The sequence below is a fragment of the Maribellus mangrovi genome (assembly GCF_037646455.1).
Taxonomy (GTDB): Bacteria; Bacteroidota; Bacteroidia; order Bacteroidales; family Prolixibacteraceae; genus Draconibacterium; species Draconibacterium mangrovi_A.
Genome location: NZ_JBBIXN010000001.1, coordinates 840152 through 859317, shown reverse-complemented (window position 1 = coordinate 859317; position 19166 = coordinate 840152). Strand labels below are relative to the sequence as shown.

Annotated in this window: 17 protein-coding genes; 9 read left to right on the top strand and 8 right to left on the bottom strand. The window is 42.4% G+C overall.

The genetic code is table 11. The features are described from left to right. The first annotated feature begins 1 nt into the window (after position 1). From porV to WFY05_RS03295, 4 genes are read left to right on the top strand one after another with little or no spacing between them, the layout of a single operon-like run. Positions 2-1177, top strand: coding sequence for a type IX secretion system outer membrane channel protein PorV (gene porV, locus WFY05_RS03310; RefSeq protein WP_340111302.1), 1176 nt, complete (start codon positions 2-4; stop codon positions 1175-1177). After that, the gene (gene ispF / locus WFY05_RS03305; RefSeq protein WP_340111301.1) at positions 1174-1653 is read left to right on the top strand and encodes a 2-C-methyl-D-erythritol 2,4-cyclodiphosphate synthase; all 480 of its coding nucleotides are present in this window, start codon (positions 1174-1176) and stop codon (positions 1651-1653) included. The genes porV and ispF overlap by 4 nt, the downstream gene beginning before the upstream one ends. After that, entirely contained in the window at positions 1650-2015 is a 366-nt protein-coding gene (locus WFY05_RS03300; protein ID WP_340111300.1) for a CoA-binding protein, read from the top strand. Before ispF ends, WFY05_RS03300 begins: the two co-directional genes overlap by 4 nt. Before the next feature lie 6 nt (positions 2016-2021). Further along, complete coding sequence (locus WFY05_RS03295) at positions 2022-2354, top strand: thioredoxin family protein (protein ID WP_340111299.1); 333 nt, start codon at positions 2022-2024, stop codon at positions 2352-2354. 89 nt (positions 2355-2443) lie between these two features. Here WFY05_RS03295 and WFY05_RS03290 read toward each other — a convergent pair whose 3' ends face one another. The 3 genes from WFY05_RS03290 to hutU all read right to left on the bottom strand — a co-directional run bounded on the left by WFY05_RS03290 (position 2444) and on the right by hutU (position 6051). Beyond that, a complete protein-coding gene (locus tag WFY05_RS03290) occupies positions 2444-3052 on the bottom strand; it encodes a trimeric intracellular cation channel family protein (protein WP_340111298.1) in 609 nt (202 codons plus the stop codon). Between the two features lie 67 nt (positions 3053-3119). Continuing rightward, positions 3120-3932, bottom strand: a complete 813-nt coding sequence (locus tag WFY05_RS03285; RefSeq protein ID WP_340111297.1) for a DUF3667 domain-containing protein — start codon at positions 3930-3932, stop codon at positions 3120-3122. Positions 3933-4050: 118 nt separating this feature from the next. Next, entirely contained in the window at positions 4051-6051 is a 2001-nt protein-coding gene (gene hutU, locus WFY05_RS03280; RefSeq protein ID WP_340111296.1) for a urocanate hydratase, read from the bottom strand. Positions 6052-6174: 123 nt separating this feature from the next. On the opposite strand from hutU, the gene WFY05_RS03275 reads away from it, so the two are divergent. The 3 genes from WFY05_RS03275 to WFY05_RS03265 all read left to right on the top strand — a co-directional run bounded on the left by WFY05_RS03275 (position 6175) and on the right by WFY05_RS03265 (position 8063). After that, complete coding sequence (locus tag WFY05_RS03275) at positions 6175-6753, top strand: LemA family protein (RefSeq protein WP_340111295.1); 579 nt, start codon at positions 6175-6177, stop codon at positions 6751-6753. 13 nt (positions 6754-6766) lie between these two features. Next, positions 6767-7204: a TPM domain-containing protein gene (locus WFY05_RS03270; protein ID WP_340111294.1), complete on the top strand. Its 438-nt coding sequence runs from the start codon at positions 6767-6769 to the stop codon at positions 7202-7204. A 91-nt stretch (positions 7205-7295) separates the two neighbouring features. Continuing rightward, complete coding sequence (locus WFY05_RS03265; protein WP_340111293.1) at positions 7296-8063, top strand: TPM domain-containing protein; 768 nt, start codon at positions 7296-7298, stop codon at positions 8061-8063. Between the two features lie 182 nt (positions 8064-8245). On the opposite strand, the gene WFY05_RS03260 is transcribed toward WFY05_RS03265, so the two are convergent. The 4 genes from WFY05_RS03260 to WFY05_RS03245 all read right to left on the bottom strand — a co-directional run bounded on the left by WFY05_RS03260 (position 8246) and on the right by WFY05_RS03245 (position 11651). Continuing rightward, positions 8246-9022, bottom strand: coding sequence for a zinc ribbon domain-containing protein (locus WFY05_RS03260; protein ID WP_340111292.1), 777 nt, complete (start codon positions 9020-9022; stop codon positions 8246-8248). Positions 9023-9124: 102 nt separating this feature from the next. After that, positions 9125-10222 (bottom strand): Nif3-like dinuclear metal center hexameric protein, encoded by a 1098-nt coding sequence (locus WFY05_RS03255; RefSeq protein ID WP_340111291.1) that lies wholly within the window; start codon positions 10220-10222, stop codon positions 9125-9127. Next, positions 10215-10562 carry a MerR family transcriptional regulator gene (locus WFY05_RS03250; RefSeq protein WP_340111290.1) on the bottom strand — a complete coding sequence of 116 codons (348 nt, stop codon included), beginning with the start codon at positions 10560-10562 and terminating at the stop codon, positions 10215-10217. Before WFY05_RS03250 ends, WFY05_RS03255 begins: the two co-directional genes overlap by 8 nt. A gap of 108 nt (positions 10563-10670) precedes the next feature. Further along, entirely contained in the window at positions 10671-11651 is a 981-nt protein-coding gene (locus tag WFY05_RS03245) for a M23 family metallopeptidase (RefSeq protein ID WP_340111289.1), read from the bottom strand. Positions 11652-11830: 179 nt separating this feature from the next. Between WFY05_RS03245 and alaS the strand changes: the two genes are divergently transcribed. Then, entirely contained in the window at positions 11831-14452 is a 2622-nt protein-coding gene (gene alaS / locus WFY05_RS03240; RefSeq protein WP_340111288.1) for an alanine--tRNA ligase, read from the top strand. Positions 14453-14549: 97 nt separating this feature from the next. On the opposite strand, the gene WFY05_RS03235 is transcribed toward alaS, so the two are convergent. Further along, positions 14550-15377 (bottom strand): hypothetical protein, encoded by an 828-nt coding sequence (locus tag WFY05_RS03235; RefSeq protein WP_340111287.1) that lies wholly within the window; start codon positions 15375-15377, stop codon positions 14550-14552. Between the two features lie 334 nt (positions 15378-15711). Here WFY05_RS03235 and WFY05_RS03230 point away from each other — a divergent pair, with 334 nt between their 5' ends. Further along, the gene (locus WFY05_RS03230) at positions 15712-18780 is read left to right on the top strand and encodes a cytochrome c biogenesis protein (RefSeq protein ID WP_340111286.1); all 3069 of its coding nucleotides are present in this window, start codon (positions 15712-15714) and stop codon (positions 18778-18780) included. Positions 18781-19166: the final 386 nt, after the last annotated feature.

Genomic DNA, 19166 nt, shown 5'->3' with positions numbered 1-19166 from the left:
TATGATGAAGATTTTTCGTTTATTATTTATTCTGACACTGATAGTTATTGCAACCGAAACTGTTGTGGCTCAAGGAACTTTATCGGGAGCAAATACAATTACAACAGGTGTTCCCTTTCTCGGAATTACCCCCGATTCAAGAGCGGGAGGTATGGGTGATGTTGGGGTAGGAACAACTGCCGATATCAATTCGCAACACTGGAACCCTGCAAAATATGTTTTTATGGAAAGCGACATGGGAGTTGGACTTTCATACTCACCATGGTTGCGTAATCTGGTCGACGATATTAACCTGGCTTATTTGGTAGGCTATAAACGTCTGGATGATGTTCAGGCCCTGAGTGCTTCGTTGCGCTACTTTGCATTGGGCGACATTGTTTTTACCAGCGATCAGGGAGAACTAATGGGACAACAGAGCCCGAATGAATTTGCCATCGATTTTGGTTATTCACGCCTTTTATCCGAAACCTGGTCGGGTGCTGTGGCGGTTCGCTACATTCGTTCCGATTTAACCGGAGGACAGCTGGTAAATGGTGTAGAAACCCACGCCGGTAACTCCTTTGCTGCCGATGTAGCTTTTTATTATTACAACGAATTCAGAAGAAGCCGAAGAGACAATAGTTTTTCTGCCGGTATCAACATTCAAAATATTGGTTCGAAGATTTCGTATACTGATGGAGAAGTCAAAGATTTTATTCCGACTACTTTGAAATTGGGAGCTTCTTATACCATGGAACTTGACGATTACAACAGTTTTTCATTTTCTGCTGAAGCCGGAAAATTACTGGTTCCTACCCCTCCGGCCGATTCAACGGAATATGGCGATGGCGACGTAATTTTTTCGGGCGGTATCAATTCAGACATTGGTGTTATCGAAGGTATTTTTAAATCGTTTGGCGACGCTCCCGGTGGTTTTAAGGAAGAGTTTCAGGAAATTACCTGGGCAGCCGGTGTTGAATATTGGTACAACAAGCAATTTGCCATTCGTGCCGGATATTTCTACGAGCACGAAAATAAAGGTAACCGTAAATATTTTACCGCGGGTGCAGGTCTTAAAATGAACGTTTTTGCACTCGACTTTTCTTATCTTTTCCCTACGCAGCGAAACCACCCGCTGGAGAATACCCTGCGTTTCTCGTTGTCGTTCGATATCGATGCTTTTGGCAACCAACGATGAGTTTCAGAGTTGGTATAGGATATGATGTACACCGTCTGGCTGAAGGAGAAACCTTGTGGCTGGGCGGTATTTTAGTTCCGCACCATAAAGGTACTGTGGCGCATTCCGACGGCGATGTGCTTATACATGCCATTTGTGATGCTATGCTCGGAGCCTTGAAACTCCGGGACATTGGTACACATTTCCCTGATAATTCATCGGAATATAAAAATATCGACAGCAAACTTTTACTCAAACGTTCGTACGAACTCGTGAAAGAAAAAGGTTACTCGATCGTAAATATCGATTCGTCGATTAGTGCCCAGCAACCCAAGTTAAAGCCTTTTATTCCTGAAATGGAAAAAGTGATGGCCGAAGTTTTGGGTGTTGACGTCGATTGTATTTCGGTTAAAGCCACTACTACTGAAAAACTCGGTTTCGAAGGCCGCGAGGAAGGTATTTCGGTGAATGTTGTCGTACTATTGCAAAAATCATGACAAATAATAAAAAGACTTTAGTAATTGGTGCCAGCGAAAATCCGGCTCGTTATTCGAATCAGGCAATTCATTCGCTGCGAAATCGCGGCCACCACGTTGTGGCATTGGCGAAACGCATGGGGCAGGTTTCCGATGTAGCCATTCAAACTGAATTTCCTGAAGATCCAATTCACACGGTGAGTTTATATGTGGGGCCGCAGCGTCAACCGGAGTATTATTCAAAAGTACTGGGGCTTAATCCGCAACGTGTGATTTTTAATCCGGGCACCGAAAACCCTGAGTTTGAAGCTTTGTTGGAAGAAAACGGCATCGAAGCGATTCAGGCTTGCACACTGGTCATGTTAAGTATTGGAAATTATTAATTCTCCATGTACACCGAAATTAAGAATTTTGAAGAATTTGAAAGCCTGAAAAGCGAGCCGGCTTTGCTGGCTTATTTTTCCACCGAGGCCTGTAATGTATGCAAGGTGTTGAAACCAAAGGTTGTTCAGTTGCTTGAAGCCGAATTCCCTGAAATGAAAATGGCCTATGTAAAATCAGACGTTCTGCCCGATATCGCAGGACAAAACAGGATTTTTACTGCACCTACAATTCTTGTATTTTTCGATGGTCGTGAATACATTCGTAAAAGTCGAAATATCGGAATTGGCGAATTGCAGGAAGCTATTTCAAGGCCTTATAACATGATGTTTGGGGAATAGTTACATCCCGTATTTTGAGAAAATGGATGATATCTGTTTGAGAAGATGTCATCCTTTTTTGTTTATGTACCCTTGAATATTTAATCTGCTCAGTCTTTTATTAACCGGGGCAACGTAATGTTAAAACGGATGGCTACAATTCGAATGATAATGATCAATGCAACAGCAACGATTTCGCAGATTACTTCAGGTACATTAAGGTTGTATAGTAAAAGAAAGGCAAGTGCTCCGCCAATACAGGCTGTGGCATACACTTCGCGGTGTAATATTAAAGGAACTTCGTTACACAGAATATCGCGAATAACACCTCCTACTACCGCCGAGGAAAGTCCCATCAATACAGCCATGGAAGGATCGATATCCATCACCAAAGCCTTTTTTAAGCCGATAACGGTAAATGTGGCGATACCAATAGTATCGAATAGAAAAAGCGTTCGTTTGAGGTTCATCACTTGTTTTCTAAACAGTATAGTTACGACAACAGCTGCAAGTATCACCCAGAAATAAGTGGTGTTTCTCATCCATGCTACCGGCAAGTCGCCCAGCAGGATATCGCGTAAAGTACCTCCTCCAATGGCCGTAACGAAGCCAATTACGGTAGCTCCAAAAAAATCAAGTCGTTTCTCGGCAGCCGTCAACACGCCACTAATAGCAAACACAAATGTTCCAATGTAATCGAACAGTAACAGAAGATCCATGATGCAAAGAAATGAAAAATGAATGATCCGAATAGCGATAACGTGTCTTAAAACTGAGTTATATTAATTACTGAGCTATATTCATCAGGTTAACACCCAAAAGCTTTGAAGAAATTATCACGATTGACATTATTAACAACATGAAAAGTAAAAAGAATATCATGCCTCCAATGAATATGAACAAGGTTCCGAAAACCGAACCCAAAACGGAATTTTTAAAAATACTCTTGAAGGCAAAAGTAAAATAGATTATTGTGAGGCTAATGCTGATGACAGGATAAATATCGAGAACAGAAGGGAAGACAATGATAACGGGCGAAAACAGCACGGTGATTAGCGTGTTTTGTGCAAAAATAAAGGTATTAATTATCAGGTACTCTCCATAAAAAAGTTTTTGTTTGCGGTAGTACCATTTCGAAAAGAGGCTGGCAAAAGGGATCATTAGAATAGGCATAAAGTTTACGTATTTTTTTATGAACTCTACCCAGCGTGATTGTAATTCCAGTGCTTCAGGTGAAGTCTGCATCTGATCAGTTTGCAATAGCGAGTTGGTACTTGCGACGGTGCTGTCGAGAATATTGAGCGATAGCACTAAAAAAGCATAGGCACCGGCAATTATTAAAATGTAATTAAGGGGATTGATGTAAATTTTGGTTTTACCGTTTAAGTAATCGCTAACTACAGTTCCCGGATTGCGGAACATCCAGATCGCTGTATGAAGGAAACCTCGTTCGAAATTTATAGCGCTGCCAACTACTCCAAAAAATCCTTTTGTGGTAAATCGTTTTCGGTATATTCTCTGACCACAGTTACTGCAGTAATTGTCGATGTGTGTTGAATTGCAATTCGGACAATGTTCGATGGAAGGTCGATCGAGCATCTTTCTTGTTTTTTGTTAGGTCATCGTTTTGCTGATCGTAAGTTAGATTATTTTTAGCTGAAATAAAAAAAGGATCTGACATTGATTCAGATCCCCTTTCAAAAGTTTTTTTCTTTGTTTAAAATAAACCTTCAATCAGATTGTTGTCTGCCTCTTCAGGTAATGTGACTTTTAGTTTTGGATTTTCCTTCATAGCTTGCTCAATGGCAAATCGTGCCGGTTTGTTGCGTGCCCAGCTGCGGCGTGAAATTCCATTGTTCACATCCCAGTGCAACATCATGGTCAGGCGTTCTTCGGCTTCAGGTGTTCCGTCGATGGTCATTCCAAAACCACCGTTTATCACTTCGCCCCAACCAACGCCACCACCATTGTGCAACGAAACCCATGTGGCACCACGGAAAGCATCGCCCACAAAGTTCTGCACTGCCATATCGGCTGTAAACGATGAGCCGTCGTAAATGTTTGAAGTTTCGCGGTAAGGTGAATCCGTTCCTGAAACATCGTGGTGATCGCGTCCCAGAACAATTGGTGCCGAAATTCGTCCATCTCGAATAGCATCGTTAAATGCTTTGGCAATTTGAGTCCGGCCGATACAATCGGCATAAAGAATACGCGCCTGCGAACCTACCACTAGCTTGTTCTTTCCGGCTTCACTAATCCAGTGGATATTATCCTGCATTTGTTGTGTGATCTCGTCAGGTGAGCTTTTTGCCAGTTCCTCCAACACTTCAGCAGCAATTTTATCAGACACTTCCAGGTCCTCCTTCTTGGCCGAAGTGCACACCCAGCGGAAAGGACCAAAACCGTAATCGAAAAACAGGGGGCCCATAATATCCTGTACATAAGAAGGATAAATGAAATCACCTTTGTCATTGGTAATATCGGCGCCGGCACGGCTGGCTTCAAGTAGGAAAGCATTTCCGTAATCCCAGAAATACATGCCGTTTTGGGTGAGTTTATTAATGGCTGCCACATGGCGGCACAAGGATTCATATACTTTTTCACGAAACAATTCAGGCTGCTCGGCCATCATCTTGTTCGACTCCTCAAAACTCAATCCGGCAGGGTAATACCCTCCTGCAAACGGATTATGCAGTGAAGTTTGATCGGAACCGAGTTCAATTGGAATATTTTCTTTAGCCAGTTTTTCCCACAGATCGATCACATTGCCGTGATAAACCAGCGAAATCGCTTCTTTCTTTTCACGTGCCTTTAATGCCCGCGCCAGTAATTCATCCAGATTGGTGTAAACTTCATCTACCCAACCTTGGCTGTGACGCACCTCGACTGCTTTCGGGTTGATCTCAGCAACTATACAAACCATTCCTGCAATTACTGTTGCTTTGGGTTGTGCACCCGACATTCCGCCGAGTCCGCTGGTTACAAATATTTTTCCGCCAAAATCGCCCGGAGAATGGAGTCGTGCAGCATTCATAACCGTAATGGTAGTGCCGTGCACAATTCCCTGAGGACCAATATACATATACGATCCAGCAGTCATTTGTCCGTATTGCGAAACTCCCAGCGCATTCATTCGTTCGTAATCATCGCGGCCCGAGTAGTTGGGGATTACCATGCCGTTGGTGACCACTACCCGTGGTGCATTTTTATGCGACGGGTACAAGCCCATAGGGTGGCCCGAATACATTGCCAAAGTTTGCTCGTCGGTCATTTCGGCCAGGTATTTCATAGTGAGCAGGTATTGTGCCCAGTTCTGGAAAACTGCTCCGTTGCCTCCGTAAGTGATCAGTTCGTGCGGATGTTGCGCTACCGCCTTATCGAGGTTGTTCTGGATCATCAGCATAATGGATGCTGCCTGTTTCGATTTCGCCGGATATTTATCTATCGGCCGGGCATACATTTCGTAATCAGGACGAAAGCGGTACATATAAATCCGGCCAAACATTTCCAGTTCCTCTAAAAATTCAGGAGCAAGCACCTCGTGAAACTTTTGAGGAAAATACCTCAATGCATTTTTCAAGGCCAGCTTCTTTTCTCCCTTGTTCAAAATATTTTTGCGCTTTGGCGCGTGATTGATATTGTTTTCGTAGGGCTTGGGCAATGGTAATTGCTCAGGAATTCCAGCTAAAATGGCTGCTTTAAAATCCGAACTGTTCATGATCCTTTGCTTTATCTTACTATAATCTGAATACGGCGACAAAATATCGCCTTTCCCCGAAAATCGCGATGATATTTGACACTTTTTAGGAATATTTGTGGGTATCAATTAAATAGAATAAAAATGAAGAGACTAGGAATTGTATTGTTAGCGGTAGTAAGTGCTTTTTTGTTTTCCAGTTGCGGATACAATAAAATGGTAGAACTGGATGAGCAGGTAACTTCGTCATGGGCGCAGGTTGAAAATGTTTATCAGCGACGTGCTGATCTAATCCCAAACCTGGTGAATACTGTAAAAGGATACGCTGAGCACGAACAGGAAACCCTGGAAGGCGTGATCGAGGCCCGGTCGAAAGCTACTTCGGTGCAGGTAAATCCCGAGAATTTATCTCCACAAACGCTGCAGCAATTTAATCAAGCACAGGAAGGGCTTTCTTCCGCTTTAAGCCGATTGATGGTGGTTGTAGAGCGATATCCCGATCTGAAGGCCAATCAAAATTTCCTTGATTTGCAGGCTCAGCTTGAAGGGACGGAGAACCGAATTGCAATGGAACGCCGAAAATTCAATCAAACCACACAATCGTATAATGCCTACATTCGAAAATTTCCACGGGTGATTTATGCCGGTTGGTTTGGATTTGATAAGAAATCATACTTCGAAGCACAGCAAGGTGCTGAAACTGCCCCGGAGGTACAATTTTAAGGAAAGGTAGATTATGAGCGTACACAAATATTTTACGGAACAGGATAAGTTACAGATCACTAATGCCATTCGTGTGGCCGAAACCAACACCTCAGGTGAGATTCGGCTTCATATAGAGAACAAGTGTGCCGCCGATGTGCTTGACCGTGCGGCCTATCTCTTTGAGAAACTGGAGATGCACAAAACCGAACTTCGGAACGGTGTGCTTTTTTACCTCGCGGTTGAGGACCGAAAATTTGCCATTCTTGGTGATGCCGGCATCAACCAGAAAGTTGCTGAGGATTTTTGGGATAGCACCAAAGACAAAGTCATTGGACAATTGAAAGAAGGAAATATTGCAAAAGGTCTGGCCGATGGAATAATAATGGCCGGTGAACAGTTGAAAGCTCATTTCCCTTATCAGCAGGACGATGTGAACGAGCTCTCGGACGAAATATCATTTGGAAAATAATTAAATTAAACTTCCGCTTTTTCTCCCGTTTTAACGGAGGAGCCTGCGTAAGGAATGTGGGCGGATGGCAGAGGGATAAATAAAAAAGAAAATGAAAAAAATAATAATATTAGTATTTGCACTTGTAATTACAATTAACCTGATGGCCCAGATTCCCGATCGTCCCAATCCGCCGCGATTGGTGAATGACTTTGCCGGTCTTTTGGAACAGAGTGAATACAACAACATGGAGAGTGCGCTGGAGCAGTTTGCCCGGCAAACTTCAACACAGATTGTTGTGGTTACTGTTTCTGACCTTCAAGGTTATGATCCGTCGCAATATGCACCGGAGTTGGGAGAAAAGTGGGGGATTGGCCAAAAAGGCAACGATAACGGACTGGTAATTCTGGTGAAGCCCAAAACAAACGAAAGTAAAGGTCAGGTTTTTGTGGCTACCGGATATGGTTTGGAAGCTGTGTTACCGGATGCCATTGTGAACCGGGAAATTGTGGACAATGAAATGATCCCGCGTTTTAAACAAAACGACTATTACGGAGGTTTGGCGGCCGGGATCAATGTAATTATGGATATTACCCGCGGAGAATACACTGCCCAACAATACCAGGAAAAAGTAAGCAGAGGTGGTTCTGCAGGAATTCCGTTTGTTGTGATCATGTTTGTGATAATTTTTGTGCTGTTTGGTAGAAGTCGCAGAAGGCGATTTTACACCGGAGGCAGTAGTTTGCCATTCTGGCTTGCCATGGGCATGATGTCGGGGAGTCACCGTTCCTCGGGCTCATTTGGTAACTTTAGTTCCGGAGGTGGCAGCTTTAGCGGCGGAGGTAGTTTTGGTGGTGGCGGTGCCGGCGGAAGCTGGTAAAAAACAGTGTTCAGAGTTTTGAGTTCAGAGTTCAAAGTGAAGTAAAAAGAGATATCTTCAAAACAATGTTTAGGTAAGAACCGTTTCCTGATTTTTCGGGAGACGGTTTTTTTTATGAAATTAAAACTAAAAAGCCGATTCATCATTTGACGAACCGGCTTTCCAATAAATATCGTATTAGTTTATTCAGCTACGTCTTCAATCACATTGATGTTCTCGTCAACAAGAATACGTCCGCAATACTCGCAAACAATAATTTTCTTGCGGCTGGCAATATCAAGTTGGCGCTGTGGCGGGATCTTGTTAAAGCAACCACCGCAGGCATCGCGCTGAATGGTTACAACAGCCAATCCGTTATGCGCATTTTTGCGAATACGTTTAAAAGCGGTGAGCAAACGCGGATCAATAAAAGTTTCGATCTTTTCTGATTTTGCCTTCAGCTTTTCTTCCTCAATCTTTGTTTCCTCTGTAATTTCTTCCAGCTCTTTTTTCTTACGATCAAGGTCTTCTTCGCGTTCTTTCAACTGTTTTTTCGAATTGTCGATGGTTTCTTTTTTCTGCGTCATCTCGGCAGTGAACTCCTTAATTCGTTTTTCAGAAAGTTCGATTTCCAGGTTCTGGAATTCCATTTCTTTTGAAAGTGAGTCGAATTCACGGTTGTTACGAACGTTGTTTTGTTGTTCGGTGTATTTAGCAATCAACGCCTGAGAATCCTTGATCGCGATTTTCTTATTGTTGATGGCTGTATCCAGATTCTTGATCTCATCATCCAAATTCACCAGCCTGGTTTTCAAACCAGCGATATCGTCTTCAAGGTCCTGCACTTCCAGCGGAAGTTCGCCCCGCAATGTTTTAATTTTGTCAATGTCAGAAACTACACTTTGCAACTCGTGTAAAGCCCGTAGTTTTTCTTCAATAGAAATGTCTTTGTCTTCTTGCCTTGAATATGGTGCATTCATGCTGCTAATATTTAATTTTACTTTTTTCTGTTTTCAGGACAACACGGTGTGAGCATGATATGTTCGCTTTGTGCTGTAAATCCTGTATGTTCAAACCAAAAATCAGAAGTAAAAAACCGGGTTGGTATTCACCTCTGACAATTGGACTGCAAATTTAGGGAAATTTTTCGTAAGTAGCTCATAAAAAAGTTCTTTAGTAAACTGTTCGCTTTCGAAATGGCCAATATCGGCAATCACAATTTTATTTTCGGCATCAAAAAATTGGTGGTATTTGAAATCGCCGCTTACAAAAATGTCGGCTCCGGCCGCTTTTGCATGGTTCAGTAAAAATGATCCGGCTCCTCCGCAAACGGCCACCGTTTTTACTTTTTTATTGAGCAAAGCCGTGTGTCGAACAACATCGGTTTTAAACGTATCTTTAAGTTTTTTTAAAAAAGTCTTTTCGTTGATTTCCTTTGGAAGTGTGCCGATCATTCCCATTCCCACCTGGTTGAAATTGTTGTCGAGCGGGTAAATATCGTAAGCTACTTCTTCGTAAGGATGTGCATTTTCGAGCACCGAAATAACTTTTCGCTGCAAGTACGAAGGGAAGATGGTTTCGAAACGGATTTCGTTTTCGTAGTGCTGTTCGCCTTTTTCGCCAACGTACGGATTGGTTGTTTCATCGCCCCTGAAAGTACCTTGTCCGTGCGCGTTAAAACTGCACGAGTCGTAGTTGCCAATGTTCCCGGCACCGGCACTAAACACTGCGTTTCGTACCTGCTCTGCCTGATCTACGGGGATAAATGTCACCAGCTTTTTTAGCATGCCTTCGGCAGGTTGAAGAATGCGACAATTTTCGAGTCCGAGCTTTTCGCATATCTTTCCGTTTACACCACCTGTTACGCTGTCGAGATTGGTGTGTGCGGCATAAATAGCGATGTCGTTTTTAATGGCTTTTAGCAAGGTCCGCTCCACATAATTTTTCCCTGTTATTTTTTTAAGGCCCGAAAATACAATGGGGTGGTGAGCCACGATCAAACCGCATTTCTTTTGAATGGCCTCGTCTACAACATCTTCGGTAACATCGAGTGTGATCAGTCCCTTTTTAATTTCGGCATTTTTATCGCCCAGTATTAATCCTGCATTGTCGTACGATTCCTGCAAACGAAGCGGGGCAAAGCTTTCCAGAAAGTCGCTAATATCTTTAACTTTAGTCATGGTTGTTTAGTCCTTCTTTTAATTCGATCAGTTCTTGTTTTAAGTCCTGTAAGCGTTTTACAATCTCGTAATTGTTCAGGGTATCTTCCCGGTTATCTTTTAACTTTTTACGGGCGCCTTTTATGGTAAGTCCACGTTCCTTTACCAGGTGATTGATCAGTCGTATCGTTTCAATATCCTCTTTCGTAAATAGTCGGTTTCCCTTCTTGTTCTTAAAAGGTTTCAATGCCTCGAACTGCTGCTCCCAGTAACGTATGTGCGAAGGATTGAGTCCGAACATTTCGGAAACCTCTCCAACCGTATAGTAGATCTTTTCTATTTCAGGTTTTTTATAGGGCACCTTTTTTCAGATTTTTAACTACCAAGATAATTAGATTTTATTCGGAGGCAAAAAAACTTCCACCGGCAGTACCAATGGAAGTTTCCTGTATTGTTTTGAAATTCAATCTTAGTCAAGCGATTGCCCGATGTTCGACGAGATCGCGATCATTTTATCGTATTCCTGCGGAGTAAGATCCTGGAACACATAATAGGCAGGATTTACTTTGCGACCATTTTTATGTACTTCGTAATGTACGTGAGGTGCGGTTGATCCTCCCGAATTTCCAACATACCCGATAATATCGCCACGTTTCACTTTTTGTCCGCGTTTTATGTTGAATTCGTTCATGTGACCGTATACAGTTTCGTAGCCAAAACCATGATCGATTTTAATATGCAGTCCCAATCCAACCCGACTACGTTTCGAGCCTTTTACCTCGGTTACGGTTCCATCGCCAGTGGCATATATCGGAGTTCCTATCGGAGCTGTGAAATCTAGTCCCCAGTGCATTTTACGTACTTTGTAAATTGGGTGAATCCGGTAACCCCATCCGCTTGAAGTCCGTTTAAGGTCTTTGTTGGTAATGGGCTGAATAGCCGGCAAACTGGCCAGCATTTTTTCCTTGTTCAGCGCCATTTTCATTACATCGTCGTACGATTTCGACTGAATGTATGCCTGTTTTGAGATGACATCGAGTTTGCGCGCAGTGGCTATAATCAGCTCCGAGTTATTCATCCCCTCGAGGTGTGAGTATTTATTCACTCCACCAAAACCGGCATCGCGCACCGATGATGGAATGGGTTCCGCTTCAAAAATTACACGGTAAATATTATCGTCGCGTTGTTGCAGGTCGTTTAATACCAGTTCAACTTTATCCAAATCCTTCGACATCAACTCGTACTGCGAAAGCAACTGCTTATTTTCGCGCTTTAGTGCTTTTGTTTTTGGTGTTTCATAAAAATTCAGAAATACCACAATAAACACCAGTGCCAGTGCAAAGCTGCTCGACAAGTAGGTCAGAATCCGGTAAGCTTTTTCTTTCCAAGATAAACCTATACTTTCGTAGTTTAGGGTGTCTGGATTAAATTTATACTTCTTTCTGGCCATAAAGGCTGGTTTTTATTCCTGTTACAATCAAAATTAATTAAAACCTCTAACTTTGCAGGGTTTTAAAAAAACGTGATATTTTCACGGTGCAAATGTAAGTAAATAACTCATAACTAGGGATTTTATTTTATTTGTATTAAATAATATTAACAAAATCGTAAACATTTACAGACGATAACATGAAGACTTCTAAAGAGATACGTGCGGCATTCCTCGACTTTTTCAAAGAGAAAGGACATCAGGTTGTGAATTCTGCACCCATGGTGGTAAAAGGCGATCCTACACTGATGTTTACCAATGCGGGAATGAACCAGTTTAAAGATTGGTTTTTAGGAAACGAGCCCGTCAAATGGAATCGTGTTACCGATACTCAAAAATGTTTACGTGTTTCAGGAAAACACAACGATTTGGAGGAAGTCGGCCTCGATACTTATCACCACACCATGTTCGAAATGTTGGGCAACTGGTCGTTTGGCGATTATTTTAAAAAAGAAGCCGTTGATTGGGCCTGGGAATTTCTGGTTGAACGAATGGGCATTGATTCATGTCGGTTATATGCCACTGTGTTTGAAGGAAGCAGCGATGATAATTTAGCACGTGATGATGAAGCAGCCGGTTACTGGGAAAAATACCTTCCAAAAGATCGTGTGCTGAACGGAAATAAAAAAGACAATTTCTGGGAAATGGGAGATACCGGTCCTTGCGGTCCGTGCTCCGAAGTTCATGTTGATATTCGTCCGCAGGACGAAGTGGATAAATTACCCGGCCGCGAGTTGGTGAATAAAGACCATCCGCAGGTGATTGAGATCTGGAACCTGGTATTTATACAATACAATCGCAAATCGAATGGAGTTCTGGAGGAGTTACCCGCTAAACATGTGGATACCGGAATGGGATTCGAACGTTTGTGTATGGTTTTACAGGGTGTAACTTCCAACTACGATACCGATGTTTTTCAAGATACCATTGCTGAAATTGGTAAGCTAGCGGGCAAGAAATACAGTGAAGATGAGAAAACCGATATCGCTATGCGTGTGATTGCGGACCATTTGCGTGCAGTGGCTTTTGCAATTGCAGAAGGGCAGTTGCCATCGAACAACAAAGCCGGTTATGTAATCCGCCGTATTTTGCGACGTGCCGTGCGTTATGGTTATACCTTTCTGGGCTTTAAAGAAGCGAACATTTACCGTTTGATAGAGGTATTGAAAGAGACAATGGGCGAGGCTTTCCCCGAACTGGTAAGCCAGCAACAATTGATAGAAAAGGTGATCAAAGAAGAAGAGGAATCATTCCTGCGCACCCTTTCAACAGGTATTAAGTTACTGGATGATTTAATGAGCAAAGCTAAAGCTGAAGGCAAAAATGAAATTGCCGGAAAAGATGCATTTATTCTTTACGATACTTACGGTTTTCCACTCGACCTTACCGAGCTGATCACCCGCGAGAACGCATTGGCAGTGGATCAGAAAGGATTTGCTGTTGAAATGAAGGCTCAAAAAGAACGCTCGAGAAATGCAGCGGCACAGGAAACTGACGATTGGGTAGAATTGCGAAAGATTGATAAAACTGAATTCCTGGGCTATGACCGACTGGAAGCAGAAGTGCGCATTGCCCGTTATCGAAAAGTGAGTCAGAAAAAAAAGAGCTTTTATCAGCTGGTTTTCGATCAAACTCCATTTTATGGCGAATCGGGAGGACAAGTAGGCGACACCGGATACATCGAATTCGAAGGTGTTAAAACGCGTATCTTCGATACCCAAAAGGAAAACAACCTGATCGTTCACCTGGTTGAAAAACTACCCGAAAATCCTGCAGAATATTTTCGTGCTGTGGTGGATGAAAAACGCAGAATAAACATTGCCAATAATCATACTGCAACTCACCTATTACATGCTGCCCTTCGTGAAGTGCTGGGAACGCATGTCGAACAAAAAGGTTCGTTGGTGAATGCTGATCATTTACGTTTCGACTTTTCTCATTTTCAGAAAATGAGTGATGAGGAAATTGAAAAAGTGGAATTATTGGTGAATCAGAAAATTCGTCAAAATTCAATGCGGGAGGAAAACCGGGAAACGCCTATAGCAGATGCAAAAGCAGCCGGAGCGATGATGCTGTTTGGCGAGAAGTATGGCGAAACGGTTCGAACCATTCAGTTTGGCGAGTCGATTGAACTGTGTGGTGGTACACACGTCGATTCAACCGGACAGATCGGAATGCTTAAAATCGTTTCGGAAAGTGCCATTGCCGCCGGCGTGCGACGCATTGAAGCCATCACTGCCGATCATGCCGAGAAATACATTAATGAGCAACTTGGAATTCTGAAAGACATTCAGGACGTAATTAAAGGTTCGAAAGATGTGCTTGGACAGATTACCTCCTTAATGCAACAAAATACAGAATTATCGAAGCAGATCGAGAATTTCCAGCGCGAACAAATGAAAATTGCAAAGGCTAACCTGAAAAGCAAAGTGCTGCAGGAAGGTGGCATCAACATCATTGCTCATAAAGTTGAACTGGATAATGCTGCGGTTATCAAAGACTTGGCTTTCCAGTTAAAAGGCGAGGTAGATAACCTATTCCTGGTGCTGGGTGCCGAAATCAACGGCAAACCAAATCTTACGGTTATGATCTCGGAAAATATAGTGGAAGAAAAAGGATTAAATGCAGGTAAGATCGTTCGCGAAGCCGGTAAAGAAATTCAGGGCGGCGGTGGTGGTCAGCCATTTTACGCTACTGCCGGAGGTAGAAATGTAGCCGGCATAGAGGCGGCCATTGAAAAAGCACTTTCGTTTTTGCAATAAGAACATTTGGGTAAAATAAAACAGCAGCTATCACAACTGGTAGCTGCTGTTATTGTTTATGAGGAAAAACAATTTACTATTTGAAAGCAGGCAATAATTACTGACCGGCCACTACTTTATCTACAACTTCCCACAATTCTGATTTCACAAGTAATCTCGATTTATTTGTTTGTTCCATGAGTGCATCAGTGTCTTCGTTTGGATGAGCTTTTGATATAGCATCGTTGTAGTTCGCCGTTCCGATTTGAGCGAAATCAGAGAAATAATTTACGGTAACATATTGAAAATCGAGTCCGTAACCCGAAGGAAAGATTCTTCCCCAAAGCGACCAGCCCACTCGCGAACCTGCTTTTATAAATTCGTTATGTATAGGTTTCCACACCTCAACTTCAGCATTTACATATTCGCCATCGTGTCCCTGCTTTACCTTCATGTAGTCCAATTGTAGGTATTTAAAATCGCCGGGTCCGCCTTCAGGATAAACAGTCTCCATCCTGTTCATCAAGTTGCTGCTTACCAGGCTGCGCGTTTTCATGGTTTCTTCATATGCTTTATCAACTTCTGCTTCGCCGAGTATCTCCGCAGGATCAATGCCTTCCCAGGGATTTTCCAGTCTGTTTTTGTCGGTGAATAAGGTTACAGTAACGTAATTGTACGGATCGTCGGAAGCGGTGTAATGCACCCGGTAAAGGTACCACCCTGCAATAATTCCTTTGTCTACCCGGGCCTGATGTAATTTCTTCCAGACGGTCCTCTCCAGTTCAACATAATTGCCTTCGTTACCGGGAGTGGTTTTCATAAACTCCACCAGTCCGAACATTGGACTCGGGCTGTCTTGCCCCAATATTGTTAAAGGGGCAACTCCCAATAAAAAAAACACTACAGTGAATAAAGACACTGTTTTTCTTAAGTATTTGTACTTCATGTTCATAATTTAGTTTTTAGAATTAAAAATTAAGCAGATATAATTTACGATTATTTTTCCCAATAAAACACTAAAAAGTATTTTATTTATCTATTAGTGTGAATTTTAGTTGAAAAGCTGCAGAAAGTAAAATTGGACATATGTTTTCGAATAAATACTTTCAGGTCGGTTTTAGCGTTCTTTCTTTGATTTATTCTAAATAAGAATTATTTTCAGCCTCGTTAAAACTTCGGGCTTCAGATACTGACTTCCGATAAATATTCTGGAATGAAACGAGTCACGATGTTTCGGGACGAGTTAAATAAGTTGCGTTAAAACAAGCAATTATAAACGAATGAAAAAATTATATGTCTTTCTGACTTCCCTGCCTTTCATGTCCTTTATTTTTCTGGCATTAGCCTTTTCAATGGCCATTGCCACTTTTGTTGAAAGCAGTTACGGAACGCCAACTGCGCGGGCATTGGTTTATAATACGCGTTGGTTCGAAGTATTGTGGGGACTGTTCGCATTCAATTTGCTGAATAATATGTTCCGCTATCGGTTTTTTACTTCACGACGGTTCACGCTGGGATTGTTTCATGTTTCGTTTTTAGTAATGATCCTTGGAGCAGCTATTACCCGCTATTTTAGTTTCGAGGGCATGATGCACATTCGCGAGAATGAGAGCGCCAATTATATCCTCTCGACGGAAGACTATTTTTACGCTGGCTTCGACGGGCAGGAAAAGGAAAAGAATGTACGTTTTTCAGAAGTAACACCAAAACAGTTTCGGGCAAAATTTAATGTTAACGGTCTGAAAGTTAAAGTAAAGTCGACCGGTTTTATCGAGAATGCTGAACGTAAACCTGTTGCTTCCGATAGTGGTGAGCCGGTTATTGATTTTGTTTTTGCCACACCCGGCGGACAAGGCATGCAGTCGTATATGTTTCAGCTTGGCGATGTACTCGATTATCCCGGATTCACGGCCGGATTTAATGTACCCGATGAAAAGCTGATTAATTTCTTTCTTCAGGACGGTCAATTGTACCTGTCTTCGTTCGCTGAGTTGGAAGAAACGACAATGGCCAGCCAGGAAACGGTGGCATTTAATTCGGGAGATACGATTCCCGTTAAACCGATGTTCTTGTATGGTTTTGGCGATTACCGATTTTTAGTTCGAAATTATTATCCAAGTGCCACTTTTACAGCGGTTAAAAGTCAGGCTGAAACCAATGAAGATGCTGTTTTTATTGAAATTTCGGATGGAATAAAAAAGCAAACCGTACCGGTTTTTGGCCATTCAGGAATGGTGTCTGATACCGTGCGTGTTCCTCTGGGCGACGGAACTTTAAAGCTGGCTTACGGTGCTATGCCGCTTGTTGTTCCGTTTAGTATTTATCTCAAAGATTTTCAACTTGAGCGCTACCCGGGATCCGACTCGCCATCGTCGTTTGCATCGGAGGTGGTGCTGAAGGACCAGGAAAAAGGAATCACCGAAGACATCCGGATTTTTATGAATAATACGCTGAATCATCGCGGTTATAAATTCTTTCAGTCGTCGTACGATGTTGATGAGAAGGGAACCATTCTTTCGGTAAATTACGATTTCTGGGGAACCTGGATCTCCTACCTGGGATACTTTCTTTTGTTTGTCGGAATCATTACTTCTCTGGTCAACAAATACTCGTATTTCCGGTTTCTGACTCAAAAGCTTAAAAACAGTTCCGTAAAAGCTGTTTTACTATTTGCTGTTTTCGGAACGATGGCTTTGGGGGCTTCTGCACAAAGTGGAATGGGAGCAGGAATCCCGGAAATTGATGATGAGGTTGTGCAGGAATTTCGTGAACTGTGGGTGCAGGGAGTCGACGGCAGAATTGAACCCATATCGACTTTAACCAGCGAAATTGTGCGAAAGGTAAGTCGAAAATCTACACTTTACGGAAAATCTTCGGATGAGGTGGTTCTGAGTATGATGACTCATCCTGAGATCTGGCGTTCGATGCCCATTGTTCGGGTAGCAGAAAAGTCGCTGGCAGCTCAACTTGGCGCCATCGATAATAAATATCTAACCATTCAATCCTTGTTCGATGAACAGGGAAATTACCGGATTATGGAAGCTGTTCGGGCGGCGTATTCAAAAGCACCGGCCTTTCGTAACCGCATCGAAAAAGAATACATCTACCTCGATGAACGTGTGAATATTTGTTTCATGGTTTTTCAGGGCACGATGTTCAACCTTTATCCCCGTGAAAAAAGAGAGGACAGTTGGTATCCTCCGGGTGCAGTTGCTCAGGAATATTCCGATGGTGATTCGATTTTTATTAAGAGCGGATTTCAACTGTTTTTGCAATCGGTAGCCGAGAACAACACAAGCGATGCAGTTCAGGTGTTAAAGGCACTCGAAAATTTTCAGGTGAAATATGGTGGAGATCTTATTCCCGGTGAAACAAAACGCAACATTGAGATATTGTACAACGATATCAATCCGTTCAAACGTATTTTCCCGTTTTACCTCTTGTTCGGATTCCTGTTATTGTTTGTTCTTTTTGTAAATATTTTCAGGGAGAAGCCTTTACCACGTGTGCTTAAATATGGTTTTGCCGGTATGATTGCATTACTTTTCTTGGTACACACTGTTGGACTCGCTTTGCGCTGGTACATTTCGGGGCATGCACCATGGAGCAATGGTTTCGAATCGGTTGTTTATGTAGCTTGGGCAGCGATGCTTGCCGGACTTATTTTCGGACGAAAATATCCCATGGTGATTGGTACGGCTGCGTTCCTTTCGGGAATTGCATTGTTTGTTGCCCACTTGAGTTGGATGAATCCTGAGGTAACTCCGCTGGTACCTGTATTAAAATCTTACTGGCTTACCATACACGTTTCAATTATCACCGCCAGTTACGGATTTTTAGGACTAAGCACTTTTCTTGGTGTCATGGTGATGATATTGTTCGTGATCCGAAATAAAGCAAATGCATCACGGGTAAATGGCTTTGTGGAGCAACTCACCACCATTAACGAAATGTCGGCTACGGTTGGTTTATATGCGCTTACTTTCGGAACTTTCCTGGGTGGAGTATGGGCCAACGAAAGCTGGGGACGTTACTGGGGCTGGGATCCAAAAGAAACCTGGGCACTTATTACGGTTGTCATTTATTCCTTTATTGTTCATATGCGTTTAATACCTGCTTTAAAAGGGGTGTTCAACTATAACTTTGCTTCCATTCTGGGGTTTGCCTCGGTGCTGATGACTTATTTCGGAGTTAACTATTACCTCTCGGGATTACATTCGTATGGGAAGGGAGTAGCCGATGGAGTAAATCCTGCCGTACCTGTAAGTTTTGCGCTGTTGGCCGGACTTATTATCTGGGCTTATATTAAAGATTCAAATTACGAAAAAGCAAAATTGAAAAAGAACTAAATTATAAGGTTCTGAATACATTCATTTATTTTGTTTTATATCACATTGGTTAAAACATAAAGTAACCTTTTACTATTTTATTGAGTATAAATAGATGGTTAGCCATTCCGGCTAACTGTGTGTTTGGGGGTTAACATTTAGGAGGGCAGTTGATGAACTGCCCTCTCTTTTTTCGAATCCCTGACGTTGATTGTTCGAAAATTCAATTTTATCTGATTGCAAAAAAACACTCATTTTTATCTCTTTGTGCATCTGCTTTGCGTTTGTAAAATGTTGATTAACAGATGCGAATTAAACGTGATTATTTTATTTACAATCAATAAAAATAATGACAGTATGTTCATCCCATCCCGATTTTATAATCACGTGGCACGGCAAAACTGTTA